We start from the raw sequence: 25,947 nt of genomic DNA, 5'->3' as shown, positions 1-25,947 counted from the left end.
GCCTGCCGTCCTGCCGGACGTCGACGCGGCGCAGGGCTTGCGGTCCGGACCGGGCCCCGGCGGCCGCGGGCTCAGCCGGAGACCAGGCGCTCCGGCTGGATGCCGGCGACGAGTGCGGCCAGGGCGCTGTCGATGTCGGGTCCCAGGTACCAGTCGCCGGTGTGGTCGATGCTGTAGATCCGTCCCTCCGCGTCGATCGCGAGGACGGCCTGCGCGTCCCCTTCCTCGCCCAGGGGCGCGACCTCGGTCTCCAGGGCGCGGCCGAGGTCTCCCAGTGTCCGGGCGAGGTGGAGTCCGCTCAGCGGGTCGATCCGTACGGAGGGCGGCGCGATCTGCCGCCCGGGCGCGGTGGCGGTGATGAGGAGCCCGCCGAATTCGGCCCAGGCCTCGACCGCGGCGGGGAAGACGGCGTGCTGGTGTCCGGCGGGTGAGGCGTGGGAGCGCAGGGCGTCGGCCCACTCCTCGGCCTGGCGGATGTCCCAGCGGCCGGGTTCCCAGCCGGCGGCGCGCAGGGCGGCGTCGACGGCGACCGGGAAGCGGGTGGAGCTGTGGCGGTCGTGGTTCGCCGCGCCTGTTTGCGCGGGGAGGTCGGGGAGGTCGGTTCGGTCCTGCATGGGGGCGCTGTCAGCCCTTCTCGGCGGTCGTCGCCGCTCCGGTCGTGGTGAGGTCGACGGGACGTACGCCGAAGTGGGCGAGCATCACGGAGCAGGAGCGGCAGGGTGCCGCGTAGCTGCCGTGGAGCGGGTCGCCGTCCTCGCGGATCCGGCGTGCGGTGAGCCGGGCGTGCTTGAGGGCGCGCCGGGCCTCGCCGTTGGTGAGGGGCTTGCGCTGGGCCCGCTTGGAGCGGCCGGACTCGGCGGCGGTGAGGTGCCGGGAGAGCAGTATGGCCTCGGGGCAGCGGCCGGTGAAGCGTTCGCGCTGGCCGCTGGGGAGCGTGTCCAGGAAGTCCTGGACGAGGTGGTGCAGGACGGGCGGCTGGTCGCCCTTGCCGGCGGTGCAGGTGAGTGTTTCCCCGCGTACGGACAGCGCTGCGGCCACCGCGGGCAGGATGCCGTCGCGGCGGTGGATCAGGCGCGGGGTGTGGCCGGTCTCGTTGCTGCTCCAGCTGAGTCGGGGGTCCCCGGTGGTGACGGTCTGTGCAGAGTGTGCGGTGTGCATGGTGCTGTGTCCCTCCCGTGCCCGCAGCGGCTGCTGCCGAATGTGCACGCCCCCGTGTATGCGGGTGACAGCCTGCCAAATGTGTCGGGTCCTGTGAAAGCGGGGTCGACGAAACGTGTCTGCGTGTCGCGCTCCAGTGGCCCGATCGTCGCTCGTCCGTCACCCGGTTGTGACGGTTGGTGACGGAAGTGGCCGTGGGGCGGAGGGGCGGGGCCTGTCCCGGGCTCACCGCATAGGCTGTGCCTGGACCGCCCCCGTGGGCAGGTCGGTCCTCATCAGCCAGACGCAGCAGGGGGCAACCGCCATGACGACAGGTCGGCTCGGGCAGCAAGCCGCGCCACCGAACGCGGCCTACGCCGGGCAGCTCGTGCACTTCCCGGATCCTGTCCGGGCGTCCCGCCACCCCAGAGGTGTGCGTATGGACGGGAACGGCTGTCCGGACTTCGCGCCCTACGCGCGCGCCGCCGCCGAGATCGCCGAGCCTCCGCAGGGGTTCGGCGTGGACGAGCTGCGGCTCACGGACTATGTGTCGGCGAACGCTGCGCTGGCGGCGAGTGGCCATGATCTGTGGGACACGATTCCCGCGGTGGCCACTCCGCACGGCTGGACCTGGCACCACGTGCCGGGCGGCCGGCGGATGGAGCTGGTCCCGGTGGAGGTGAAGGCGCTGCTCCGGCACCACGGTGGACTGGCGACGACCGCGGTGGACCAGAACAAGCGGGGTACGCGCCCGCTGCAGGAGACCCGGCCGACCCATTTCCGGTTGCCCAGGGGCGCCGTGGCGGTCACCGAGCAGCAGATCCAGGGTGTCGAGGAGGACCTCGGCTACCGGCTGCCGGGTGCGTACCGCTCGTTCCTGAAGGCGGCGGGCGGCTCGGCTCCGTTCGGTGCGGCGCTCGATGCTGAGCTCGGTCTCCTGGTCGACCAGCCGTTCTTCACGGTGCGCGAGGAAGCGGGCGTGAACGATCTGGTCTATGTGAACAAGTGCCTGCGGGACCATCTGACCAAGGACTATCTGGGCGTCGCTTTCGTCCAGGGCGGTATTCTCGCGGTGAAGGTCCGCGGGGACGGCGTGGGTTCGGTCTGGTTCTGTGCGTACGACGACGCGCGTGACCGGGACGGCTGGAGCGTGCAGGAGCGGGTGGATCGGCTGCTGCTGCCGTGCGGCGCCGATTTCGACGCGTTCCTTCAGCGGCTCGCGGGTAATCCGCCGGAGCTGGAGACGGTGGCGAACCTGATGGTGGACGGCGGCTTCGCGCGTGCTGTCCCGGTGGAGGGGTGAGCGCGATGGTGACCTTTGCGCAGGCGCAGGAGCGCGCGGACGAGTGGGTCAACGGTGACGTTCCGGCGTACCAGCACCAGGAGGTGCGGGTGCGTGAGTTCGAGCTGGGCTTCGTGGTGTGGGCCGAGGACCGTGCCGAGGGCCCGGTGTCGGACGGCGGCCGGCAGCGGCTGGTGATCGCCCGGGACAGCGGCGAGGCGACGTTGTGGCCGGGACTGCCGGTGGGTGAGGTGATCCGGCGGTACGAGGAGGAGTACGGGTCGGCGGCCGGTGCGCCCGCGGCCCCCGAGCCGCCGCAGCGTATCGATCTGAACCAGACGTCGTTCCTGTTGAGCCCGCCGGAGTGGCTCCAGGACGCGGCCGACAAGCTGGGTATCCCGGACCGGCGGGCGGAAGCGGCGGGGCAGACACCTCCGCCCGGGCCCGCATCCCCTGCCCCCTCTTCGCAGGGCGGGCCGGTCCCGTACGAGCCGACGGCCTCCCCGGGCGTTCGGGCGTCCGCGCCGCAGCCGCCCGTCGGGGCCACGCCGTGGGCCGGGACCGACACCAACGCCGGGTCCGACGAGGGCGAGGTGGGGCTGCCGGCCACCGTGTTCGCGCCGCCGCTCTCGGGTGCCGACGACGAGGGCGCACCGCCCCGCGTGGTGTCCGCTGATGCTCCGACGGCGCTGATGTCGGGAGGCAGTCAGCTGCCCGCGACGGCGATCGTGCCGGGCCTGCCGCCGCAGGGCGGCCCCGGTGCTCCGCCGGCTCCGCTGCCGGGCGGCCCTGCGCCGAGCGCTGCCGCACCGGGCAGCCCGGCCGCTCCGGGGCCCCGTCCCGGGCCGGGTTCCGGTTCCGGTGACATCTCCGACGAGGCGACCAGCAAGGCGGTCGTGCCGCCGCGCGGTGCGCGTGGCGGTGGTTCGACGACCCCGCCGCCGCCCGGCGCCCCCGGTACGCCGGGCGCCCGGCCCGGCGCGCCGCTGCCGCCTCCCTCGGGACCCGGTACGCCGGGTGCTCCGGCGGGCGGGTACGTGCCGACGCAGCTCGTGTCGCAGCTGGGGCCGCCCGGTGCTCCGCAGCCGCCCGGGGCCCCGGGTGCTCCGCAGCCGCCCGCGCCGCCCGGTTCCACGCCGCCGCCCGGTGGGGGCAACGTCCACCACGCGGCGACGATGTTCGCCGACCCGAACGCGTCCGGTCCGTCCGTGCCGCGTCCGCCGGGTCCGCCCGGCGTACCCGGTGCTCCGCAGCCGCCCGGCGCTCCCGGGGCCCCGGGTGCTCCGCAGCCGCCCGCGCCGCCCGGTTCCACGCCGCCGCCCGGTGGGGGCAACGTCCACCATGCGGCGACGATGCTCGCGAGTCCGGGCCCGGCCGGGCCGTCGGCTCCGCAGCCGCCGGGTCCGCCCGGTCCGCCGGGTCCGCCCGGTGCGCCGATGGGCCAGGGCGGTTCGCTGGGCGGGGCCCCCGGCCCCGTTCCGCCTCCCGCGTACGGGTATCCGCAGGCGCCGACGGGTCAGCCGACCGTCGGCCCCGGTTACCAGGCCGTGCTGCGGTACCGCGGGCCGGACGGCAGTGAGCAGCAGCTGATCCGTCGTTCGGCGCCGGGCACTCCGCACCCCGAGTGGCAGATGCTGCACGAGTTGCGGGCGATGAACGTGCCGCCGCAGCAGGTCATCGAACTGCACACGGAGCTGGAGTCGTGCGAGCTGCCGGGTGGTTACTGCGCCCGGATGATCCGTGAGACGTGGCCGCAGGTGCGGATCACGAGCGTCGCTCCGTACGGGACGGACCACGCGAGCCGGCAGCAGGGCATGCAGCATCTGCTGACCCATCAGGGTGAGCTGCACCAGGTCGCGGACGGTCCGGCGCGGCCGGCGCCGGTGCGGGCTCCGCTGCCGCAGGCGCCGCCGCCGATGCAGGTCCCGCCGGAGGCGATCGCGGAGGAGATGCTGCAGACGTTCGGTCCGCAGGGGGTGCTGCGCTTCGACCAGCGCGCGGTGTCCCGCCAGGGTGTGCCGGAGATCGTGGCGCGGACCCTGGTGTGGGCGGGGCTGCCCGCCGACTTCGGGCCGTTCTTCTGGGCGCAGCCGGGGCAGCCGGTGGTGCCGACGCTGGCGGAGCTGGCGGCGCAGCGTCAGGTGCAGGCGGCTCCCGACGCGGGGTCGTACCTGGTGATGGGCTCGGACTTCGGCCGGGCGATCTGTGTGCAGTACGGGACGGCGAACATCGTGGCCGTGCCGGTGGAGGCGGGCCCCGGCGGGCAGTCGGTGGCGCCGCAGTTCGTGAACACGGGGCTGCCGGAGTTCACGCGTTGCATGGCGTTGCTCGGCCGGATGTGGCGGCTGCGGTACGGGCTGAACCCCGAGCAGGCGGGTCGCTGGACGGTGGATTTCCAGGCGCAGCTGGTGGCGGTCGACCCGGCGGCCCTGGCGTCGCCGGAGAGTTGGTGGTCGGTCCTGCTGGAGCAGATGTGGGACGGGCTGATCTGACGGCCCGGCCGTCGCGGTGGTGCGGGGTGTGGCGCCTCTTCCCTTCGGGGGAGGGGCGCCACGTCCGTTCCGTGGGCTGTGATGCCTGTCGCTTCCGTCCTGAAAGCATCGAAACGATTCCGACTTCTTGACCAATTGCCGCATCCTTGACGTATTGCTCAGTGGTCGGAGAGTCGGAAAGAGGCGTCAAGGATGAGTTCTGCACCGGTGTCCGCGCACGGCTTCGTCGGCGTACGCGGTCGTGGTTACCGTCCGGAGCAGGTGGACCGGACCGTGGCCGCGCTGTCGGCGGAGCGGGACGGGGCGCGGGATCAGGTGGCGCGGCTGACGGCGCTGGCGGAGCGGCTGGTCGCCGAGTCGGCGCGGCTGGACGAGGCCGTCGCCGCGCTGGCACCGCAGGACTATGCCTCGTTGGGGGAGCGGGCGCAGCAGATCCTGGCGCTGGCCGAGGGCGAGGCGGAGACCGTTCGGGCTGCCGCCGCGGAGGAGGCGCAGGCGCTGCGGGACGAGGCGGACGCGGCGGCGCGGACCCTGCGCGAGTCGGCGAGGGCCGACGCGGAGGCGATGCGCGCGGCGGCGACGGCCCGTGCGGAGCAGGTGCTGTCCGCTGCCGAGAGCACCGCGGGTGAGGAACTGGCCGCGGCCCGGCTGGAGGCCGCGCAGGTCCGCGAGGAGGCGCAGGCCGCGATGGCGGCGACCGTGAGCCGTACGGACAGCGTGCTGGCCCATCAGGAGCAGGAGCACGGTGAGCGCCGGAAGGCTCTGGGGGAGGAGCTGGCGGAGGCCGGGGCGGCGCAGGAGGCGGAGCACGCGGAGCTGACGGAGCGTGCGGAGGCCGGTCTCGCCGGGGCGCGGCGCGCGCTGGCCGAGGCGGAGGAGGCCGCGCGCCACGGCCAGGAGGACGCGGCGGCGCAGGCGGCCGAGCTGATCGCGGCGGCCCGGGTCCGTGAGGAGCGGGTCGTTCGGGAGACGGAGCGGATCCTGCGTGAGCACGAGGAGGGGCGCGAGGACGTGCAGGCGCACATGGCGCACGTGCGCAACTCGCTGGCGGCGCTGACCGGGCGGGTGGCTCCGGCGGAGGACTGAACGGGCCGGGGTGTCCGGGGCGGGGCGGGCGCGCCCGGGTCAGGGGCGTGGCCAGGGGCGCTGGGAGATCTGCTCGATCCCGGTGTTGAAACGCTTGAGGTAGCCGGCGAAGGCGGCGATGTCGTCGTCCGGCCAGTCCTTCATGACCTGGTCCAGCGACTGGACGACGCGCTCGCGTTCCGCGTCGAGCAGTTCCGTGCCCTTGTCGGTGATGCGGAACTTGCGGGCCATGCCGCCGTCGGGGTCGGCGATGCGCTCGGCCAGTCCGGCGCGGGTCAGGGCGGCGGTCTGGCGGTTGAGGGTGGAGGCGTCGAGGCCGAAGGCGTCGCTCAGTTCGCCGTTGGACATGGGGCCCTGGACGCGGAGGCGGCTCAGCAGGGTGTAGGCGCTCCGGTCCAGGAGGGCGTACTTGTGGCGTCCGCCCCGGTGATGGGCGAGGCTGTGACGCCCGAGCAGCATCTGCTCGTACTCCACCTCTTCTGTGGGCCTCGGCATGTCTGCGGCCTCCTGCCTCTGCTGCCTCTGCTGCCTCTGCTGCTTCCGCGCCGGGATCGGTCGCACGTCGGATGCCGGGCGACGCCCCATGCTCTCATGCGATGTGCATGACGCATGGAATGTGTATGACACATTAGGCATGTACGATGCACGTCGCTGTCCCGGTAGACGGGACCTCGACCCCAAGGAGTTCCTCCCTCATGGATGCCCCCCAGCCGACAGCCAGATCAGGCGGTGTGATCGCCACGCTCGCCTTCGCCGGCACCGTGGCGGCGGTCATGCAGACCCTGGTCACGCCGCTCATCGCGGAGCTGCCGAAAATCCTCGACACGACGTCCTCCAACGCCGCCTGGGTGATCACGGCCACCCTGCTGGTCTCGGCGGTGTGCGTGCCGGTCTCCGGGCGGCTGGGCGACCTGCTGGGCAAGCGCCGGATGCTGCTGGTGTGCGCGGTGCCGCTGTTCGCCGGCTCGGTCGTCTGCGCGCTCTCGTCGACCGTCGTCCCCATGATCGTCGGACGCGGTCTGCAGGGCATGGGCATGGGCATGGTGCCGCTCGGCATCGCCCTGCTCCGTGACGTGGTGCCGAGGGAGAAGCTGAGCTCCTCCATCGCCCTGGTCAGTGCTTCCCTCGGTATCGGCGGCGCCCTCGGCCTGCCGGTCGCGTCGGCGGTCGCCCAGTACGCGAACTGGCGGGTGCTGTTCTGGGGCTCCGCCGTGCTGGCCCTCGCCATCTTCGCCCTGGTCTGGTTCCTGATCCCGGACGTCCCGGCCGCCGCCAAGGGGCAGCGCTTCGACATGCCCGGGGCCCTCGGCCTGGCCGCCGGCCTGGTCTGCCTGCTCCTCGCCGTCTCGAAGGGCGCCGAGTGGGGCTGGGGCTCCACGACGACGATCGGCCTGTTCGCCGCGGCCGTCGTGGTGCTCGTCGCCTGGGGTTTCTGGGAGCTGCGCACCAAGGACCCGCTGGTCGACCTGCGGACCACGGCCCGCCCGCGGGTGCTCATCACCAACCTCGCGTCGCTCTTCGTCGGCTTCGGTATGTACGCGGGCATGCTGATCGCGCCGCAGCTGCTGCAGTTCCCCGAGGCCACCGGCTACGGACTGGGCCAGTCGATGCTCCAGGCGGGTCTGTGGATGGCCCCCGGCGGCATCATGATGATGATCGTCTCCCCGCTGGGCGGAAAGCTCACCGACGCCCGCGGCCCGAAGTTCACGCTGATCAGCGGCGTGCTGGTCATCGCGGCGGCCTACGGTCTGGGCATTGCCCTGATGGGCTCCGCCTGGGGCCTGATGCTGTTCCTCATGGTCAGCAGCAGCGGTGTCGGCCTCGCCTACGGTGCGATGCCCGCCCTGATCATGAGCTCGGTCCCGGCGTCCGAGACGGCCGCCGCCAACGCGTTCAACACCCTCATGCGCGCGCTCGGCACCTCGATCGGCGCCGCCGTGATCGGCGCGGTCCTCGGCCAGATGACCACGGAGACCGCCGGCTACAGCTTCACCTCCGAGGCCGGGTTCCGTACCGGCCTGATGTTCGGCTGCGGGGTCGCCCTCGTCGCCGTGGTGATCTCGTCGTTCATTCCGGCCGTGCGCGCGTCCGCCGCCGGTGAGAAGGCCGAGGCGCCCGCCTCGCCCGAGGTGGCCGCGGTCAAGAACTGACCCGGACACCGAATCCGCCGAGGCGGTCCCCCGGGGTGGCGCGGTGCGCACCCGGAGGACCGCCTCGGCGTATTCCGGCGGCCTACTTGAGATCGAGGATCTGTTCCAGCGGGTCGATCGCGAAGTAGACGAGGAAGAGCGCCGCGGTGCCCCAGAGCAGCCAGTGGACCTCACGGGCCTTGCCCAGGCACGCCTTGATGATGACGTAGCTGACGAAGCCGGCGCCGATGCCGTTGGTGATGGAGTAGGTGAACGGCATGACGGTGATCGTGAGGAACGCCGGGATGGCGAGGTCGTAGCGGTCCCAGTCGATGTGCTTGACCTGGGTCATCATCAGGAATCCGACCGCGACCAGTGCGGGCGACGCGGCCTGCATGGGCACGATGGTCAGGACGGGCGAGAAGAAGAGGGCCAGGGCGAACATGCCGCCCGTGACGAGGTTGGCGAACCCGGTGCGGGCGCCCTCGCCGACACCTGCGGCGGACTCGACGTAGGTGGTGGCGGACGACGAGGAGGCGGCACCGCCGGCCACCGCGGCCGCGCCGTCGATGAGCAGGACCCGGCCCAGGCCCGGCACCTGTCCCCTCTCGTCGAGGAGTCCGGCCTCGGCGGTGACGCCGACGACCGTGCCCATCGTGTCGAAGAAGTCCGACAGGATGAGCGTGAAGATGAGCAGGATGACGGTCAGGACGCTGATCTGGCCGAACGAGCCGAACAGGTCGAACTGGCCGAGCAGCCCGAAGTCCGGTGCGGCGACGGGCTTGTCGGGCATCGAGGGGACGGTCAGCCCCCAGGACTTCACGTCGGCGAGCGAGTTGATGACGACGGAGACGACGGTCATCACGACGATGCTGATGAGGATGGCGCCCTTGACCTTGCGGGCGAGGAGCACGACCGTCATGATCACGCCGAGGCAGAAGACCAGCATGGGCCAGCCCGTGAGGGTGCCGCTGCCGAGCTGGACGGGAACGGTGGTGTTCGCGGCGTCAGGGATGCGGGTGACGAAGCCGGCGTCGACGAAGCCGATGAAGGCGATGAACAGGCCGATGCCCACGCTGATGGCCTGTTTGAGCGCCTGCGGGATGGCGTGCATGATCGCTTCGCGTAGGCCCGTCGCCACGAACACGCAGATCAGCAGGCCCTCAAGCACGATGAGGCCCATCGCGTCGTCCCAGGCCATGAGCGGGGCGACCTGGTACGCGACAACGGCGTTGATGCCCAGACCCGCGGCCAGGGCGAGGGGCAGATTGCCGCCCACGCCCATGATCAGGGTCATCACCGCGGCGACGAGAGCGGTGGCGGTCACCAGCTGAACGGTGTCCAGCTGGTCGCCGAACTTGTCCTTCGCGCCACCGAGGATGATCGGGTTGAGCACGAGGATGTACGCCATGGTGAAGAAGGTGGCGAAGCCACCGCGCACTTCCCGGCCGTAGGTCGATCCGCGTTCGGTGATGCGGAAGAACCGGTCGAGGGCGCTGCCGCCGGAGCTGGTCGGCGGTATGTCGGCCGGGCTGGTCTTGTTGGGGTGCATGGGGACGTCTCCTGGGCCTGCAACGGGCAGGGTGAAGGGATGGAGGGAAGGAGCCGCTGCTGCCCGGCACGGGGTGACAGGCAGTTGTACGAACACACATGCGGCTTCTTGCGAGCGGATCATACGTGCCGCCCCGGCACCCTCAAATGCCTTGCCGTATAACGACGTTGATGACTGAAATCGGCCTGTCGGTTCCTACGGAATCGCCGGTGATCTATGGAGCCAAACCGTGATTCAGGCGACAGCGGTCATGGCTTTTCCGGTGACGATGCCCATACGTTCTGTGCGTGCACCCTCCACCCCCCTTCAATGCGCGTGCTGCCCGAGCCCTGCGTGAAAAGCTCGGGATGGCCCACGGACACGTCGCGTACGCGATGAGGACGTCCTTCGGGACGGCTCACGTCACCGCTGACCACATCGCGGCGTGGGAACGCGGCTCCGCCCTGCCCGATCCCCATGAACTCGCCGCCCTCGCGGGCGCGTTGTGGTGTCACCCCAGCGAAGTCATGGGGCACCCGCGCACCTTGCGCGAGCACCGCATCGCCCGCGGGATACCGGCCGAGGACGTCGCCCGCGCCACGGGCCTGTCCCTGGACTCCTACGTCCGCATGGAGGAGAGCGGCGTATGGGCCGGTGACCAGAGGCAGTCCGCGAAACTCGGCACCCTGCTCGGCCTCCCGCCGCGCGACCACATCGCGATCACCGGGCTGGAGGACGAACTCGCCCGCCTGCTCGCCGAAGCCGTCAGCACCCGCTGGCAGGCGCATGTCCGCGCCATCGCCAAGCTCATCTCGGTGGACCGCAAACGACTGCACGGGCCGCTGGACTCCATGTACCAGGAGTACCAGGCCCTCATGGCGGCCACCCTCAGCCGGGCCAGCGGCAGCACGGCCTCCGGCGAGGACGGGCGGCGCTACGTCGAGGAGATCGTCGACCACTTCTGGGCCAGGCTGCCGGAGTAGCCATGGCGGTCAGGTGCGGCTCTGGAACCGACGGGCCGAACTCCCCTGCGCACCCCATTGGTTGCCCGGCCCTCCGGCGGACGGTGGACGCCGGCCGGTGCCGTCTCGTCGTCAGCGCGGTCCGGTGTGCTCCGCCGCCTGCTTCCGCAGCGCCCGCACCAGCGCCGTGACCTCCGCACGGGCGCGGGGGTGGCCGCTCGTGGCCACGCCGATGTGCCGGGCCGGGGCCGGCGGCGTGACCGGGACGGTGCGCAGGCCCGGCACCTGCGGTGTCAGCGCGATGGACGGGATCAGCGAGACGCCCATGCGCGCGGCGACGAGTGACCGGGCGAAGAAGTAATCGGTCGTCGTGCCGCGCACCTCGGGGTCGAAGCCCGCCCGCTCGGCGTAACGGCGCAGATACGCCTCGGTCTTGAGGCAGCCGAGCACCCACGGTTCGTCCGCAAGCTCCGCCAGGTCGAGCGTCTCGCGCCCGGCCAGGCGATGCGCCTCGGGCAGAACCACGTGCAGCGGGTCGTTCATGAGCGCGGTCCACGGGGCGGGGCTGCCGCCGCTGCCCGTCCGGCCGGGCAGCGGGCCGTCGAAGTGGTAGGCGAGTGCGAGGTCCACGGCGCCCCGGCGGACCAGGGGCAGACTGTCCTCGGGCTCGTACTCCCGGACGTGCAGGACGGTGCCGGGGTGGGCCGCCGTCAGCTCGGCGAGGGCGCCGGGGAGCAGCAGCCTGCCCCCGCTGGTGAACGTCGCGACGGTGAGCTGGACCCGGCCCGACCCCAGCTCGGTCACCTGTTGCCGCGCGTGCTCGATCTCGGCGGCCACCGACTCGGCCGCACCGACCATGATCCGGCCGGCCGGGGTGAGGCTGACCCCGCGGGTGCTGCGGGTGACGACCTGGGAGCCGAGGCCGCGCTCCAGGGCGGCCACATGCTGCGAGACGGCCGAGGGGGTGAGACGCAGGGCCGCGGCTGCCCGGTTGAAGCTGCCGTGCTCCGCCACCGCCCGCAGGACGCGGAGCCGCTGCACATCGATCAACAGTTTCCCTTATGGCGCATCCAGTGAGTGGGCACTTCTGCTGATGACGGTACGTCCCCAGGATGGAGGCATGCAAAGGATCTGCGTCATCGGCGGTAGCCGGTACTTCGGAAAGCTTCTGGTCCAGCGGCTGTTGGCGGCCGGGCACCGGGTCACGGTCATCAACCGCGGCTCGGTCCCGCCGCCTCCAGGCGCCGAGCACCTCGTCGTCGACCGCGACGACGAGGCCGCTCTCGTCGCCGCGCTCGGGTCGCGTGCGTTCGACGTGGTCGTCGACCAGGTCTGCTACACACCGGTGCAGGCCCGGGCCGCCGTCCGCGCCTTCGCCGGACGCACCCGGCGCTACGTGATGACGTCCACCATCGAGGTCTACGACCCGGCGACCGCCGCCCTTCCGGCAGCCGCGCCGCACACCCCCGTACCGGAGGAACGCGTCGACCCGGCCGCCTGGCCGGTGCGGACGGACCTGCCCTGGGACGACGCGGCCTACCGCGACGCCCACTACGGCGAGGGCAAGCGACAGGCCGAGTCCGTCCTCACCCGGGACGGCCGGTTCGCGTTCGCCTCCGTGCGCAGCGCCCACGTACTGGGCGGCGGTGCCCGGGAGTTCACCGGCCGGCTCGCGTACTACACCGACCGTCTCGTCCGGGGGGCGGAGATCGACGTGTTCGCGCGTGAGCTGCCCACCGTCTTCATCCACTACGAGGAGCTGGCGGACCTGCTCCTGTGGGCGGCGACGGCCACCGCGTTCACCGGCCCGCTGAACGCCTGCTCCGACGGCCTGCTCGACGTACGGGGCCTCGCTGCCGTCCTTGCCGCGGAAGCGGGCCGGGAGCCCGTGTACCGGACCGTGGCCCCGGGAGAGCCGGCCGGTCCGTTCTCCTTCGACCGGTACTACGCCATGAGCAACACCCGTGCGAAGGAGCTCGGTTTCGTCTTCTCCCGCACCACCGGCTGGCTGCCCGGTGCCGCCGCCGAATCCATCACCGCGTCCACCACCCCCGCTGCCTGAGGAGCACCCCGTCATGCGACAGCGCACCATCGGCAGGATCACGGTCGGCGCCATCGGGCTGGGCGCCATGCCGCTCTCCATCGAGGGGCGCCCGGACGAGCGGCGGGCCGTCGCCACCGTCCACGCCGCCCTCGACGCGGGCGTCACGCTCATCGACACCGCCGACAGCTACCACTGGCACGCCGGCGAGAGGGGTCACAACGAACTCCTTCTCGCCCGCGCGCTGCGGAGTTACGGCGGCGACACCTCCGGCGTCCTGGTCGCCACCAAGGGCGGACGCGGGCGTCCCGGCGACGGCAGCTGGACGGTCACCGGAACCCCCGCGCACCTCAAGCGCGCCGCCGAGGACTCGGCCCGGCGCCTGGGCGTCGAGGCGATCGGCCTCTACCAGCTGCACAAGCCCGATCCGGCCGTGCCCTGGGCGGAATCCGTCGGCGCGCTGCGCGAGCTGCTCGACGCCGGCACGATCCGGGCCGCCGGGATCTCCAACGTGACCACCGCCGGGATCCGGGAGGCGCACGCGATCCTCGGCGCCGGCCTGGTCTCCGTGCAGAACCGGTACTCGCCCGCCGTGCGCACCGGCGAGCCGGAGCTCCGGCTGAGCGAGAGGCTGGGCCTCGCCTTCCTGCCGTGGAGCCCGCTGGGAGGCATCTCCCGCAGCGCGCTCGACGGGCCGCCGGGCCCGGCCGGTACGGGCACCGCCTTCCACCGCATCGCGGCCGAGCGTGGAGTCAGCCCCCAACGGATCGCCCTGGCCTGGCTGTTGGCGCGGTCTCCGGTGGTCGTCCCGGTGCCGGGGGCCAGCCGTCCGGCATCGGTCCAGGACTCGGCCCGGGCGGCGGAGACCGAGCTCACCGAGGCGGAGCTGGCGCGGCTCGAAGCCGTACCCGGTTAGGGGCTGTCGTCAGACTGTCGTCCGCCGCGCCTCATCGGCCGGCCGGCGGGTGCAGCAGCCCGTGGCGCCGGGCCCAGGCGTCGATCGCCGCGGCCAGCTCCTCGGGCCGGTCCTCCGGGGAGTGGTGGCCGGCCACACCGTGCCGGGAGACCTCCAGGCCCGCGATGTTCTCCTCGCACCAGGCCACGGCGCTCCGGTCGGTCATCGCGCCCGGGCCCGGCTCGAACGCGGCGAGCAGCTTGGGGACTTCGGGGCTGGCGGCCAGCCAGGCGTCGTACCGCTCGATGCGCGCCACGACGTCCGCGGGCTCGCCGTCCAGCGGCATCATGCGCGTCCAGGCCAGGACCGGGCGACGGCTGTCCGGGGTCGGGAAGGGGCGGCGGTAGGCGTCGAGATCGGCGGGGGCGAGCGGGGTGGCGAGCGTGTCCGGGAGCCCGTCGATGAACCGGGGCTGGTCCAGGACCATGCCCTCGCCCACCCCGGGCGTACGCAGCAGGGTGAACAACTCCCGCCCCGCCGCCGGGAACTCGTCACCGACCAGCGGCTTGACGATCGTCTCGGTGAAGGCGATCCCGCGGACGGCGCCCGGGAGACGTGCGGCCCGGTCGAAGGCGAGCGCTCCGCCCCAGTCGTGGCCGATCAGCACGGCCTCCGTCAGACCGAGTGCGTCGAACCAGGCGTCGAGGTGGCGGGCGTGGTCGTCGAAGGAGTAGTCGATGCGGGGCTTCCCGGACTCGCCCATGCCGATCAGGTCGGGGGCCAGCAGCCGGCGGCCGGGCGCGGCCACGCCGGGAGTGACGTTGCGCCACAGATGGGAGGAGGTGGGGTTGCCGTGGAGGAAGACGAACGGCAGACCGTCGGGGTCGCCGGACTCGCGGTAGTGGAGCGTGGAGCCGAGAACGGGAACGGTGGGCATCGCGGTGTCACGTCGCTTTCGGGGTGGTGTGGTGGTGTGGCATACGGATCAGAGGCCGAGGCTCAGCACGCGGTCGACGGCGATCTCGACGACGACCAGGTCCGGCGGGGAGGGCGGGGCCGTCCCGTAGCGGGCGGCATAGCGGCCGACCGCGTCGGCCAGGCGCACGGGGTCGTCGCCGACCGCGGCCCGGCCCTCCAGGGTGAGCCAGCGGAAGCCGTCCGCCTGGCAGAGCGCGACACGGGCCGCCGCGCCGCCCGCCGCCACGTTGCGGGCCTTGCGGGCACGCGCCCTGGTGGTCACCCGGGCCAGACCGGTGGACGCGTCGAAGGTGAAGCGGACCGGAGTGACGTGCGGGGTGCGGTCCGGGCGCAGCGTGGTGAACGTGGCGGTGACGGGCAGGGTGAGGAACTCCAGTGCCGCGGCGGGGAGTCCGATGGTCTCGGGAGCGCCGTCGGGTGGTTCGGGGGCCGTCCGGCTCACTTCTTCCGCACCCCCTCGTTCCAGATCATGCTGGCGATGTTCGGCTTCACCGAGGTGGTGATGACGCCCATCGCCGTACGGACGTAGCGCCGCTCCTCCAGCTCGCGCAGCATGCTCGCGGCGAGGTCGGCACGGGCGGTGAAGACGCCGTCGGCGCTGACCGGCGCGGTGCGGTAGTCCGTGACGACGGAGTGCTCGAAGAGACCCGAGGGCCGTACGAGGGTCCAGTCGAGGCCGGTTCCGCGGATCACGTCCTCCATGCGGCGCATGTCCGCGTGCAGGGTGCGGCCGAGGCGCCGGTTCACCAGCGGGTCGAGCACATGGTTGAAGAAGTGCGCGCCGGTGGGACGCCAGCCGGGGTCGGCGATGCTGGAACTGATGGCGAGGAGCCGCTTGACCCCGTGGCGGGCCATGGCGTCGGTGAGGGTCGCGGCGCTCGCCGAGTACAGGGTGACGGCCTGCTTGCTGAAGCGGGCGCCGAGCGCCGAGAGGACGGCGTCCGTGCCGGCGACCGCGGCGTCGACGGCCGCCGGGTCGGTGGCGTCGGCGAGGGCCACGGTGAGGCCGGGGCGTTCCCGCAGGGAGCCGGGGCGGCGGGTCACGGCGACGACCTCGTGACCTGCGGCGAGGGCCTGTCCGGTGAGATGGCGGCCGGTCGGTCCGGTGGCGCCGAAGACTGCGATGCGCATGGTGTCGGTCATTCCTTCGTGTGGTGGCCGGAACGCCCTTGACTGTGCCGATCACGAAACGCAGGCTCAACGCTGATGAATAACGCCGCACCTTCCCCCGCGCGCACCCGGGGCCGGCCCCGCGGGAACCCGCCGACCCGCGAGTCGATCGTCCCGGTGGCGCGTGCGCTGTTCCTGGAGCGCGGCTACCGGGCGACGACCCTGCGCGCGGTGGCCGGGGCCGCCGGGGTCGATCCGGCCCTGATCGCGTACCACTTCGGCTCGAAGAAGGGCCTGTTCGCGGACGTGATGCAGTTCCAGTGCGCCAACGCGCTGGCGGTGGACGAGGTCCTGGGCGGTGACCCGGCGACCCTTCCCGGCCGGCTGATCGACGCGGTCACGGACCTGTGGGAGGACGCCGACTTCCGCCGGCTGACCGCGCAGGGCGACGAGGCCGCCGACGTGATCCGCGAATACCTGGAACGCGAGCTGCTGGCCCGGCTTGTTGAATTCCTCGGCGGCCGGGACGCCACCGCCCGCGCCACCGCCGTCGTGACGATCCTCGGCGGACTCATCTACACCCGCTACCTCAACCCGCTCGCCACCCCCGCCGCCCTCACCCCGGCCCAGACGCGCAGCGTCCTCACCCCGGCCCTCGCCGCGGCGCTGGCCCCGAGGCCCCGCACCGCGAGGACCCCGGGCACGGGCCGCCGAGGCTGAAGCCCCTCAGCAGGGCGTTTCCGTACGGCGGGCCCTGCCGCTCCACCCAGCGGTGTGGACCCATGGGCGCAGTCCCTGAGAGATGTGTCCACCCGGGGGTCCAGACCCCTAGGGGTAGCTCCTTACTTGTGGGCAGGGGCCGTTCCTCCCGGCGGAGGACGTGCCCCGCCCCACCCGCTCCGTAGCGTGGTCATGCACGGGGATTGCGGCAGACCACAGGGGGCGGGGTGGGGAAAACCCCACCCGAAGACTGCGCTGGGCACCAGCGCGCCGGACCCCCTCCTGCGACCAGACTTCACAGCAGACAGCGACGAGCTGTCGCCGACCGACATAGGAGAAAAACCGTGACAACGGCTGTAACCATTCCCAGGCACGGGGGCACTGGAGGGCGTACGGCCGTGGCTGCGCGAGCGCGGCAGGTCGTCAAGGCGTACGGCACCGGTGAGACCCGGGTCGTCGCGCTCGACCACGTCGACGTCGACATCGCCCGCGGCCAGTTCACGGCCATCATGGGCCCGTCCGGCTCCGGCAAGTCCACGCTGATGCACTGCCTCGCCGGTCTGGACACCGTGACCTCCGGGCAGATCCACCTCGCCGAGACCGAGATCACCGGGCTCAAGGACAAGAAGCTCACCCAGCTGCGCCGCGACCGCATCGGCTTCATCTTCCAGGCGTTCAACCTCCTGCCGACGCTCAACGCGCTGGAGAACATCACGCTGCCGATGGACATCGCGGGCCGCAAGCCCGACGCCGCCTGGCTGCGCCAGGTCGTGGAGACCGTCGGTCTCGCCGAGCGGCTCAAGCACCGGCCGACCGAGCTCTCCGGCGGTCAGCAGCAGCGCGTCGCGGTGGCCCGGGCGCTCGCCGCCCAGCCGGAGATCATCTTCGGTGACGAGCCGACCGGGAACCTGGACTCACGGGCCGGCGCCGAAGTGCTGAACTTCCTGCGCAAGTCCGTGGACGAACTCGGCCAGACCATCGTCATGGTCACCCACGACCCGGTCGCCGCCTCCTACGCCGACCGTGTGCTGTACCTCGCGGACGGGCGCATCGTCGACGAGATGCTCAACCCGACCGCCGACCAGGTGCTGGACCGCATGAAGGACTTCGACGCGCGCGGGCGGACGTCATGACCGTCTGGAAGACCTCGATGCGCAACTTCTTCGCGCACAAGGGACGCATGGCGCTCTCCGCCGTCGCCGTCCTGCTGTCGGTGGCGTTCGTGTGCGGCACGCTCGTCTTCACCGACACGATGAACACCACGTTCGACAAGCTCTTCGCCGCGACGTCGGCCGACGTCACCGTCAGCCCGAAGACGGCGAAGGTCGACGACACCCCGGAGAACGGCAAGCCCCAGTCGCTTCCCGCCTCGGTCATCGACCGGGTCAAGAAGGCCGACGGGGTGCAGAAGGCCGAGGGCGCCATCTCCAGCTCGGCGGTCACGGTCGTCGACAGCCACAACAAGAACATGGGCTCCGACACGGGCGCCCCGACGCTGGCCGGCAACTGGACCTCCAACGACCTGCGTTCCATGGAGATCACCTCCGGCCACGCACCGCGCGGCCCGACCGAGGTCATGGTCGACGCCGACACCGCGGACAAGCACGACCTGAAGATCGGTGACGAGCTGCGCACCATCGCGGTCACCGGTGACGTCAGGGCGCGCATCAGCGGCATCGCCACCTTCAAGGTCACCAACCCGGGCGCGGCGATCGTCTACCTCGACACGGCCACCGCCCAGCAGAAGCTCCTCGGCAGCCCCGACGTCTTCACCCAGATCTCCATCACCGCCGAACCCGGCGTCAGCGACTCGCAGCTGAAGCAGAGCGTCGCCGCCGCACTCGACGGCTCGGCCGCGTACAAGGTGCAGACCCAGAAGGAAGCCGCGGAGTCCAACAAGGACTCCATGGGCGACTTCCTCGACGTGATGAAGTACGCGATGCTCGGCTTCGCCGGGATCGCCTTCCTCGTCGGCATCTTCCTGATCGTCAACACCTTCTCGATGCTGGTCGCCCAGCGGACCCGCGAGATCGGCCTGATGCGGGCCATCGGCTCAAGCCGCAAGCAGGTCAACCGGTCCGTGCTGCTCGAAGCGGTGCTCCTGGGCATCGTCGGATCGATCCTCGGCGTCGCCGCCGGCGTCGGACTGGCCGTCGGGCTGATGAAGGTCATGGGCGCCATCGGCATGGAACTGTCCACCGATGACCTCACCGTCGCCTGGACGACCCCGGTGGTCGGTCTCGCCCTCGGCATCATCGTGACCGTCCTCGCCGCCTACATCCCGGCCCGCCGGGCCGGCAAGGTCTCGCCCATGGCCGCCCTGCGCGACGCCGGAACACCGGCGGACGCCAAGTCCGGCTGGATCCGCGCCGGCATCGGCCTGGTCCTCACCGGCACCGGCGGCGCGGCCCTGTGGGCGACGACGCAGGCGGACAAGGCGAGCGAGGGCTCCCTCTTCCTCGGCCTCGGTGTGGTCCTCACCCTCATCGGCTTCATCGTCATCGGCCCGCTGCTCGCCGGAGTCGTCGTACGGGCGCTCAGCGTCGTCGTCCTGCGGCTGTTCGGCCCGGTCGGCCGGCTGGCCGAGCGCAACGCGCTGCGCAACCCGCGCCGGACCGGTGCGACCGGTGCGGCCCTGATGATCGGCCTGGCCCTGGTGGCCTGCCTGTCGGTGGTGGGCTCCTCCATGGTCGCCTCGGCCACCGACGAGCTGGACAGGTCGGTGGGCGCGGACTTCATCGTGCAGTCGTCGACCGGCCAGCTGATCGTGCCGCAGGCCGCGAAGGCGCTGGAGACCGCGCCCGGCATCGAGCACATCACGAACTACAAGGCCATCGGCGCGAAGCTCACCAGCCCCGACGGTTCGACGACCGACGAGGACGTCACCGCCGCCGACCCGACGTACCCGCAGGACCTTCAGCGCGAGACCGTCGCCGGTGACCTGTCCGCGGCGTACGGGAAGAACGCCATGTCGGTCGGCGACGAGTACGCCACCGAGCACGGGATCAAGGTCGGTGACACGATCACCGTCGCGTTCAAGGCGGGCGACACGGCGAAGCTGAAGGTCGCCGCGATCACCTCGGACGACACGACCGTGGACCAGGGCGCGATGTACATGAACACCGCGACCGCCGAGCGGTACGTCCCCGCCGACAAGATGCCCAAGAACGTGATCATGTTCGCCAAGGCGCAGGACGGCAAGGAGAAGGAGGCCTACGCCGCCCTGAAGAGCTCGCTCGCCGAGTACCCCCAGTACAAGGTGCAGAATCAGGCCGACTTCAAGCAGGATCTGAAGGACCAGATCGGCCAGCTGCTGAACATCGTCTACGGTCTGCTCGCCCTCGCGATCATCGTCGCGGTCCTCGGGGTCGTGAACACCCTGGCCCTCTCGGTCGTCGAGCGGACCCGCGAGATCGGCCTGATGCGCGCCATCGGCCTCTCCCGCCGCCAGCTGCGCCGGATGATCCGGCTGGAGTCGGTCGTCATCGCCCTGTTCGGCGCCCTGCTCGGCCTCGGCCTGGGCATGGGCTGGGGCACCTCCGCCCAGAAGCTGCTGGCCCTGGAGGGTCTCGGCGTCCTGGAGATCCCGTGGCCGACCATCATCACGGTGTTCGTCGCCTCGGCCTTCGTCGGACTCTTCGCGGCCCTGGTCCCGGCGTTCCGGGCCGGACGGATGAACGTCCTGAACGCCATCGCCACGGACGGCTGAGCCGGACGGTCCGCATAGACTGAAGATTCCGGCCCCGGGCGCTCCTCCAAGCGCCCGGGGCCGGATTTCGTGCGTGAGGCCCCGTGGGGCGCGGCGCGCTGCCCGGTTGCGGGCGCGGCTGTCCCCCCGGAGTCGTACGCTGGTGGCATCCCCGGCCCGTCTGACGTGTCGGGCCCTTCGCGTTGCCCCTGACGGCAGCGTCGCCCCCCGACAGCAGCCGGCTGTCGGACCCCACCCTCGTTACCCGGACGGAAGCCCTTCATGAGCCTGCACGGTCTGCTGGATGTCGTCGTACGTGATCCGGCGCTCGACGAAGCGGTGAAGGCCGCCGGGGACGGGCGCCGGATGCACATCGACCTGGTGGGCCCGCCCGCCGCGCGGCCCTTCGCCGTGGCGGCGCTCGCCCGGGACTCGAAGCGGACCGTGCTCGCCGTCACCGCGACCGGGCGCGAGGCCGAGGACCTGGCCGCCGCGCTGCGCACCCTGCTGCCGCCGGACACGGTCGCGGAGTACCCGTCCTGGGAGACCCTGCCCCACGAGCGGCTCTCCCCGCGCTCCGACACCGTGGGCCGCCGGCTGGCCGTGCTGCGGCGCCTCGCGCACCCGAGGCAGGACGACCCGGAGACCGGGCCCGTCTCCGTCGTCGTCGCACCGATCCGTTCCGTGCTCCAGCCGCAGGTCAAGGGGCTCGGCGACCTGGAGCCCGTGGCGCTGCGGATCGGACAGAGCGCGGATCTCGGCAAGACGGTCGAGGCGCTCGCGGCAGCCGCGTACTCCCGGGTCGAACTGGTCGAGAAGCGCGGCGAGTTCGCGGTGCGCGGCGGCATCCTGGACGTCTTCCCGCCGACCGAGGAGCACCCGCTGCGGGTGGAGTTCTGGGGCGATGACGTCGAGGAGATCCGCTACTTCAAGATCGCCGACCAGCGGTCGCTGGAGATCGCCGACCACGGGCTGTGGGCGCCGCCCTGCCGGGAGCTCCTGCTGACCGACGACGTCCGCGAGCGGGCCGCCGTGCTCGCCGAGGCCCACCCCGAGCTGGGCGAACTCCTCAACAAGATCGCCGAGGGCATCGCGGTCGAGGGCATGGAGTCCCTGGCTCCCGTCCTCGTCGACGACATGGAACTGCTGATCGACGTCCTGCCCAAGGGCTCCATGGCCGTCGTGTGCGACCCCGAGCGGGTCCGTACCCGGGCCGCTGACCTGGTCGCCACCAGCCAGGAGTTCCTGGAGGCGTCCTGGGCGGCCACGGCGGGCGGCGGCGAGGCCCCCATCGACGTCGGCGCGGCCTCGCTGCGCGGTATCGCGGACGTCCGCGACCGGGCCCGCGAGCTGAACATGATGTGGTGGTCCATCTCCCCGTTCGCCGCGGACGACGAGCTCGACGAGGACACCCTCAAGCTCCGGATGCACGCCCCGGAGGCGTACCGCGGCGACACCGCCCGCGCACTCGCCGACACCAAGGGCTGGCTGGCCGACGGCTGGCGCACGGTCTACGTCACCGAGGGCCAGGGCCTCGCCTCCCGCACCGTCGAGGTGCTGAGCGGCGAAGGCATCCCGGCCCGCCTCGACGCGGACCTCGGCGAGATCTCCCCGTCCCTCGTCCACGTCTCCTGCGGCGCCATCGACCACGGCTTCGTCGACGACGGGCTCAGGATCGCCGTCCTCACCGAGACGGACCTGACCGGCCAGCGCACCGCCACCAAGGACCTGGGCCGGATGCCGGCCCGCCGCAGGAAGACCATCGACCCCCTGACGCTGGAGACGGGCGACTACATCGTCCACGAGCAGCACGGTGTGGGCCGCTACATCGAGATGGTGCAGCGCACCGTGCAGGGGGCCACGCGCGAGTACCTCCTCGTCGAGTACGCCCCCGCCAAGCGCGGCCAGCCCGGCGACCGGCTGTACATCCCGACCGACCAGCTGGAGCAGGTCACCAAGTACGTCGGCGGCGAGGCCCCCACCCTGCACCGGCTCGGCGGCGCGGACTGGACGAAGACGAAGGCGCGCGCCAAGAAGGCCGTCAAGGAGATCGCCGCCGACCTGATCAAGCTCTACTCGGCCCGGATGGCGGCGCCCGGCCACGTCTTCGGCCCGGACACCCCCTGGCAGCGGGAACTGGAGGACGCCTTCCCGTACGCGGAGACACCCGACCAGCTCACCACCATCGCCGAGGTCAAGGAGGACATGGAGAAGTCCGTCCCCATGGACCGGCTGATCTGCGGCGACGTCGGCTACGGGAAGACGGAGATCGCGGTACGGGCCGCCTTCAAGGCGGTCCAGGACGGCAAGCAGGTCGCCGTCCTCGTCCCCACGACCCTCCTCGTCCAGCAGCACTTCGGGACGTTCACCGAGCGCTACTCCCAGTTCCCCGTCACCGTACGGGCGCTGAGCCGCTTCCAGTCGGAGTCCGAGTCCAAGGCGACGATCGAGGGGCTCCGCGAGGGCTCGGTCGACCTGGTCATCGGCACCCACCGCCTGTTCTCCTCCGAGACGAAGTTCAAGGACCTGGGCCTGGTCATCGTCGACGAGGAGCAGCGCTTCGGCGTCGAGCACAAGGAGCAGCTGAAGAAGCTCCGCGCCAACGTGGACGTCCTCACCATGTCCGCGACGCCCATCCCCCGTACGCTCGAAATGGCGGTCACCGGCATCCGCGAGATGTCGACGATCACCACCCCGCCCGAGGAGCGCCACCCGGTCCTCACCTTCGTCGGCCCGTACGAGGAGAAGCAGATCGGCGCGGCCATCCGCCGCGAACTGCTCCGCGAGGGCCAGGCGTTCTACATCCACAACCGCGTCGAGTCGATCGACCGCGCCGCCGCCCGGCTGCGCGAGATCGTCCCCGAGGCACGGATCGCCACCGCCCACGGCCAGATGTCCGAACAGGCCCTGGAACAGGTCGTGGTGGACTTCTGGGAGAAGAAGTTCGACGTCCTGGTCTCCACCACGATCGTCGAGTCCGGCATCGACATCTCCAACGCCAACACCCTGATCGTGGAGCGCGGCGACAACTTCGGCCTCTCCCAGCTCCACCAGCTGCGCGGCCGCGTCGGCCGTGGCCGCGACCGCGGCTACGCCTACTTCCTCTACCCGCCGGAGAAGCCGCTCACCGAGACGGCCCACGAACGCCTCGCCACGATCGCCCAGCACACCGAGATGGGCGCGGGCATGTACGTGGCGATGAAGGACCTCGAAATCCGCGGCGCGGGCAACCTCCTGGGCGGCGAGCAGTCCGGCCACATCGCGGGCGTCGGCTTCGACCTGTACGTCCGCATGGTCGGCGAGGCGGTCGCCGACTACCGCGCCTCCCTCGAAGGCGGAGTGGAGGAGGAGCCGCCGCTGGAGGTCAAGATCGAGCTCCCGGTGGACGCGCACGTCCCGCACGACTACGCCCCCGGCGAGCGGCTGCGCCTCCAGGCCTACCGCTCGATCGCCTCGGCCTCCTCGGAGGACGACATCAGGGCCGTGCGCGAGGAGCTCACCGACCGCTACGGCAAGCTCCCGGAACCGGTCGAGAACCTCCTCCTGGTCGCCGGACTGCGGATGCTGGCCCGCGCCTGCGGCGTCGGCGACATCGTGCTCCAGGGCCCGAACATCCGCTTCGCGCCGGTGGAGCTGCGCGAGTCGCAGGAGCTGCGGCTGAAGCGCCTCTACCCGAAGACGATCATCAAGCCGGCCCTGCACCAGATCCTGGTGCCTCGCCCCACCGCGGGCAAGATCGGCGGCAAGCCGTTCGTGGGGCGTGAACTGCTGGCATGGACGGGGGAGTTCCTGACTACGATCCTGGGGTCGTGAGGGGGGCCGGGTGACGGGCGGGGCGGTCGGGCTTCCGGCGGCCCCGGGCCACGTCGGCGTCCGCGTGGGCGAAGACGTGACCGCGCGCTCGGCGACCGGGCACGAGAGGGAGGCCGGGCGCCAGTTGGCCGGTCGGGCACCGCGTGCGAGGACCGGCCCGGCGCCCCGGATCACGGTGCCGCGCCCGTTGCCGGACCCCGCCCGGGGGTTCCCCGCCGCTCAGGGCCGTACAGCTCTACAGCTCTGACCTGCGGGAAGTAACGTTTCGCGGCCCCCGTGCCAAGTGGTGGGTGACAGACCGCACAGACGCACTGGAGGTCCCGCGTGCAGACACCCGCGCACGAGCCCGAACGGGGCAGAACCCCGTTCGGCGAGGTGTACGAGGCGCACTTCGACGCCATCCTCGGCTTCGTCACCCGCCGGACCGCCGACGTGCACGTGGCGGCCGACCTGACCGCCGACGTCTTCGTGGCCGCGCTGGAGACCTTCGAGGGATACGACTCCAGGCGCGGTACGCACGTGATGTGGCTTCACGGGATCGCCCGCAACACGCTGGCCTCGTACGCCCGCGATGCCGCACGTGAACAGAAGGCGGTGGCCGCGCTGAGCGGCCGTCGGCTGCTGGACGAGCAGGACGTGCAGCGCTTCGAGGAACGTATCGACGCCGCGCGGGCGGCCAGGGAGCTGTTCGCCCGGCACGCCGTGCTGTCGGAGCCGCTGCGCGCGGTGATCGACCTGGTCGCGGTCGACGGCCTGACCACGAAGGAGGCCGCGAAGGTGCTCCGGATCTCCCAGGCGACTGCCCGGGTCCGTCTGCACCGAGCCCGTGCCGCGTTGCGCGCCGGGCGGCCCACCCCGTCCGACGCTTTCAGCAACCCACTCGTGGAGGCCAGCCGATGAACAGCCCGACCGGATTCAAGCAGCGGCTCGGTGCGGAACTGGCTCTCCTGGAACAAGCGCGGGACGAGCGCGCCACCGAGGAGGCAGCCGGTCCTGCCGCGCGGGTGGCCGCCCGCCGGGGCCCGGTCAGGCCCCGCGTGCGCCGGACCGCGCCGGCGGCCCTGGCCGTGGGCGCGGTGGCCGTCGTCATCATCGCGACCTCGGGCGGACAGGGGGCGCAGACCGAGCCGGTGCACGCCCTGACGGTCGCGGAGGTGCTGGACGCGGCGGCGGCCAATGCCGCGAAGGGTACGGACAAGGAGCCCGGCCCCCACCAGTGGCTGTACACCGACACGGTGAGTTGCGACAACGATTGCGGGCACCAGCCTTCCTGGCAGCGGTACGACGGCGCCAAGAGCGCGTCTGTCGGCAAGACCCACCGCACGGGCGACCGCACCGTCGTCTCCGTGACGTCCGGCTCCCCGCTGCCGGGGAAGCGGATCGAGGACCGGCCGCAGGAGACCCGGGAGGTCCTGTCCCGGCTGCCCACCGATCCCCGCAAGCTCCTCGAACGGGTCAGTACCGATCCCTTCTTCGCCGGCGGGCCGGACGCGAGCGACGTCCCCGCCGACAACACGGACATGCGCCACGACTTCCGGGCGGGAGACGCTCCGGCCGTCACCCCCGGAGCGCGGTTCGCCAGGATCGTCCACATTCTGCAGGCCGCGTCGAGCATCCCCCCCAGGGTGAACGCCGCGCTCTATCGCGCGCTGGCGTTGATCCCCGGAGCCGAACTGGTCGACGCGCCGGCGCGGGACGCGGCGGGCCGGCCGGGGCTCACGATCCGGTTCGACTTCCACAACGTGTCCCGCACGCGCGAGTACCTCTTCCTGGACCCGCGTACCTACGCCTACCGCGGCTCCCGCACCGACTGGCACGGGGAGAGCGACTTCTCCGCCTCCTTCGCCAGGCTGGCGACCGCAGTCGTCGACCATCCGGGCCAGGTGCCCGGCGGCCCGGCCCCGGATCCCTCGGACGTCGTGGAGGAGCCGCCGGTCCTCATCGTCGACCTGCCCCCGGCGCCCCTCGCCTCGGCCACGCGCCCCCGGGGCGCGGGGGAGTAGCCTCCCGCCGCGGCCGGGAGCTCCGAGACCGCCGCGAGCGTGCGTGCCAGGCGGGACTTCCGAAACACGCCCTGGTCGTC

At 72.1% G+C, this 25,947-nt stretch carries 20 protein-coding genes and 1 pseudogene; 13 read left to right on the top strand and 8 right to left on the bottom strand.

Annotated features, from left to right (window positions below):
* Positions 1-71 precede the first annotated feature (71 nt).
* Both OG446_RS14505 and OG446_RS14500 read right to left on the bottom strand, forming a co-directional pair.
* Positions 72-614 (bottom strand): SUKH-3 domain-containing protein, encoded by a 543-nt coding sequence (locus OG446_RS14505; protein WP_328894428.1) that lies wholly within the window; start codon positions 612-614, stop codon positions 72-74.
* Between the two features lie 10 nt (positions 615-624).
* On the bottom strand, positions 625-1,158 hold the full coding sequence (locus OG446_RS14500; protein WP_148019068.1) for a YwqJ-related putative deaminase: 534 nt from the start codon (positions 1,156-1,158) through the stop codon (positions 625-627).
* A 304-nt stretch (positions 1,159-1,462) separates the two neighbouring features.
* Between OG446_RS14500 and OG446_RS14495 the strand changes: the two genes are divergently transcribed.
* The 3 genes from OG446_RS14495 (at position 1,463) to OG446_RS14485 (ending at position 5,997) form a co-directional block, all read left to right on the top strand.
* Positions 1,463-2,440 carry an SMI1/KNR4 family protein gene (locus OG446_RS14495; RefSeq protein WP_328894427.1) on the top strand — a complete coding sequence of 326 codons (978 nt, stop codon included), beginning with the start codon at positions 1,463-1,465 and terminating at the stop codon, positions 2,438-2,440.
* Positions 2,441-2,445: 5 nt separating this feature from the next.
* Positions 2,446-4,911, top strand: a complete 2,466-nt coding sequence (locus OG446_RS14490) for an SUKH-4 family immunity protein (RefSeq protein WP_328894426.1) — start codon at positions 2,446-2,448, stop codon at positions 4,909-4,911.
* 192 nt (positions 4,912-5,103) lie between these two features.
* Positions 5,104-5,997 carry a cellulose-binding protein gene (locus OG446_RS14485; protein ID WP_328894425.1) on the top strand — a complete coding sequence of 298 codons (894 nt, stop codon included), beginning with the start codon at positions 5,104-5,106 and terminating at the stop codon, positions 5,995-5,997.
* 39 nt (positions 5,998-6,036) lie between these two features.
* On the opposite strand, the gene OG446_RS14480 is transcribed toward OG446_RS14485, so the two are convergent.
* A complete protein-coding gene (locus OG446_RS14480; RefSeq protein WP_328894424.1) occupies positions 6,037-6,492 on the bottom strand; it encodes a MarR family winged helix-turn-helix transcriptional regulator in 456 nt (151 codons plus the stop codon).
* Between the two features lie 200 nt (positions 6,493-6,692).
* Here OG446_RS14480 and OG446_RS14475 point away from each other — a divergent pair, with 200 nt between their 5' ends.
* Positions 6,693-8,147: an MFS transporter gene (locus tag OG446_RS14475; RefSeq protein ID WP_328894423.1), complete on the top strand. Its 1,455-nt coding sequence runs from the start codon at positions 6,693-6,695 to the stop codon at positions 8,145-8,147.
* 82 nt (positions 8,148-8,229) lie between these two features.
* On the opposite strand, the gene OG446_RS14470 is transcribed toward OG446_RS14475, so the two are convergent.
* Entirely contained in the window at positions 8,230-9,678 is a 1,449-nt protein-coding gene (locus OG446_RS14470) for an NCS2 family permease (RefSeq protein WP_328894422.1), read from the bottom strand.
* 347 nt (positions 9,679-10,025) lie between these two features.
* Here OG446_RS14470 and OG446_RS14465 point away from each other — a divergent pair, with 347 nt between their 5' ends.
* On the top strand, positions 10,026-10,640 hold the full coding sequence (locus OG446_RS14465; RefSeq protein WP_328894421.1) for a helix-turn-helix domain-containing protein: 615 nt from the start codon (positions 10,026-10,028) through the stop codon (positions 10,638-10,640).
* A gap of 111 nt (positions 10,641-10,751) precedes the next feature.
* Here the strand turns inward: OG446_RS14465 and OG446_RS14460 are convergent, their stop codons facing one another.
* Entirely contained in the window at positions 10,752-11,669 is a 918-nt protein-coding gene (locus OG446_RS14460) for a LysR family transcriptional regulator (RefSeq protein WP_328894420.1), read from the bottom strand.
* A 70-nt stretch (positions 11,670-11,739) separates the two neighbouring features.
* Between OG446_RS14460 and OG446_RS14455 the strand changes: the two genes are divergently transcribed.
* Positions 11,740-12,681, top strand: coding sequence for an NAD-dependent epimerase/dehydratase family protein (locus OG446_RS14455; protein ID WP_328894419.1), 942 nt, complete (start codon positions 11,740-11,742; stop codon positions 12,679-12,681).
* Between the two features lie 13 nt (positions 12,682-12,694).
* Entirely contained in the window at positions 12,695-13,576 is an 882-nt protein-coding gene (locus OG446_RS14450) for an aldo/keto reductase (RefSeq protein WP_328894418.1), read from the top strand.
* Between the two features lie 31 nt (positions 13,577-13,607).
* Here the strand turns inward: OG446_RS14450 and OG446_RS14445 are convergent.
* The 3 genes and pseudogenes from OG446_RS14445 to OG446_RS14435 all read right to left on the bottom strand — a co-directional run.
* Positions 13,608-14,498: pseudogene (locus OG446_RS14445) on the bottom strand (haloalkane dehalogenase); the annotation flags it as partial.
* Positions 14,499-14,540: 42 nt separating this feature from the next.
* Entirely contained in the window at positions 14,541-14,930 is a 390-nt protein-coding gene (locus tag OG446_RS14440) for a pyridoxamine 5'-phosphate oxidase family protein (RefSeq protein ID WP_328898299.1), read from the bottom strand.
* A 41-nt stretch (positions 14,931-14,971) separates the two neighbouring features.
* Positions 14,972-15,664 (bottom strand): NAD(P)H-binding protein, encoded by a 693-nt coding sequence (locus OG446_RS14435; protein ID WP_328894417.1) that lies wholly within the window; start codon positions 15,662-15,664, stop codon positions 14,972-14,974.
* Positions 15,665-15,739: 75 nt separating this feature from the next.
* Here OG446_RS14435 and OG446_RS14430 point away from each other — a divergent pair, with 75 nt between their 5' ends.
* The 6 genes from OG446_RS14430 (at position 15,740) to OG446_RS14405 (ending at position 25,867) form a co-directional block, all read left to right on the top strand.
* Complete coding sequence (locus tag OG446_RS14430; protein WP_328894416.1) at positions 15,740-16,363, top strand: TetR/AcrR family transcriptional regulator; 624 nt, start codon at positions 15,740-15,742, stop codon at positions 16,361-16,363.
* Between the two features lie 344 nt (positions 16,364-16,707).
* Positions 16,708-17,496: an ABC transporter ATP-binding protein gene (locus tag OG446_RS14425; protein ID WP_328894415.1), complete on the top strand. Its 789-nt coding sequence runs from the start codon at positions 16,708-16,710 to the stop codon at positions 17,494-17,496.
* A complete protein-coding gene (locus tag OG446_RS14420; protein WP_328894414.1) occupies positions 17,493-20,072 on the top strand; it encodes an ABC transporter permease in 2,580 nt (859 codons plus the stop codon). The genes OG446_RS14425 and OG446_RS14420 overlap by 4 nt, the downstream gene beginning before the upstream one ends.
* Positions 20,073-20,333: 261 nt before the next feature.
* A complete protein-coding gene (mfd, locus tag OG446_RS14415; RefSeq protein ID WP_328894413.1) occupies positions 20,334-23,864 on the top strand; it encodes a transcription-repair coupling factor in 3,531 nt (1,176 codons plus the stop codon).
* A 324-nt stretch (positions 23,865-24,188) separates the two neighbouring features.
* Positions 24,189-24,764, top strand: coding sequence for an RNA polymerase sigma factor (locus tag OG446_RS14410; RefSeq protein ID WP_328894412.1), 576 nt, complete (start codon positions 24,189-24,191; stop codon positions 24,762-24,764).
* Positions 24,761-25,867, top strand: coding sequence for a CU044_5270 family protein (locus OG446_RS14405; RefSeq protein WP_328894411.1), 1,107 nt, complete (start codon positions 24,761-24,763; stop codon positions 25,865-25,867). The genes OG446_RS14410 and OG446_RS14405 overlap by 4 nt, the downstream gene beginning before the upstream one ends.
* The last annotated feature ends 80 nt before the right edge of the window (positions 25,868-25,947 follow it).

The sequence above is a fragment of the Streptomyces sp. NBC_00236 genome (genome assembly GCF_036195045.1).
Classification (GTDB): Bacteria; Actinomycetota; Actinomycetes; order Streptomycetales; family Streptomycetaceae; genus Streptomyces.
Note: the sequence above shows the minus strand (reverse complement) of the source record. Positions and strands in the feature narration are given on the sequence as shown.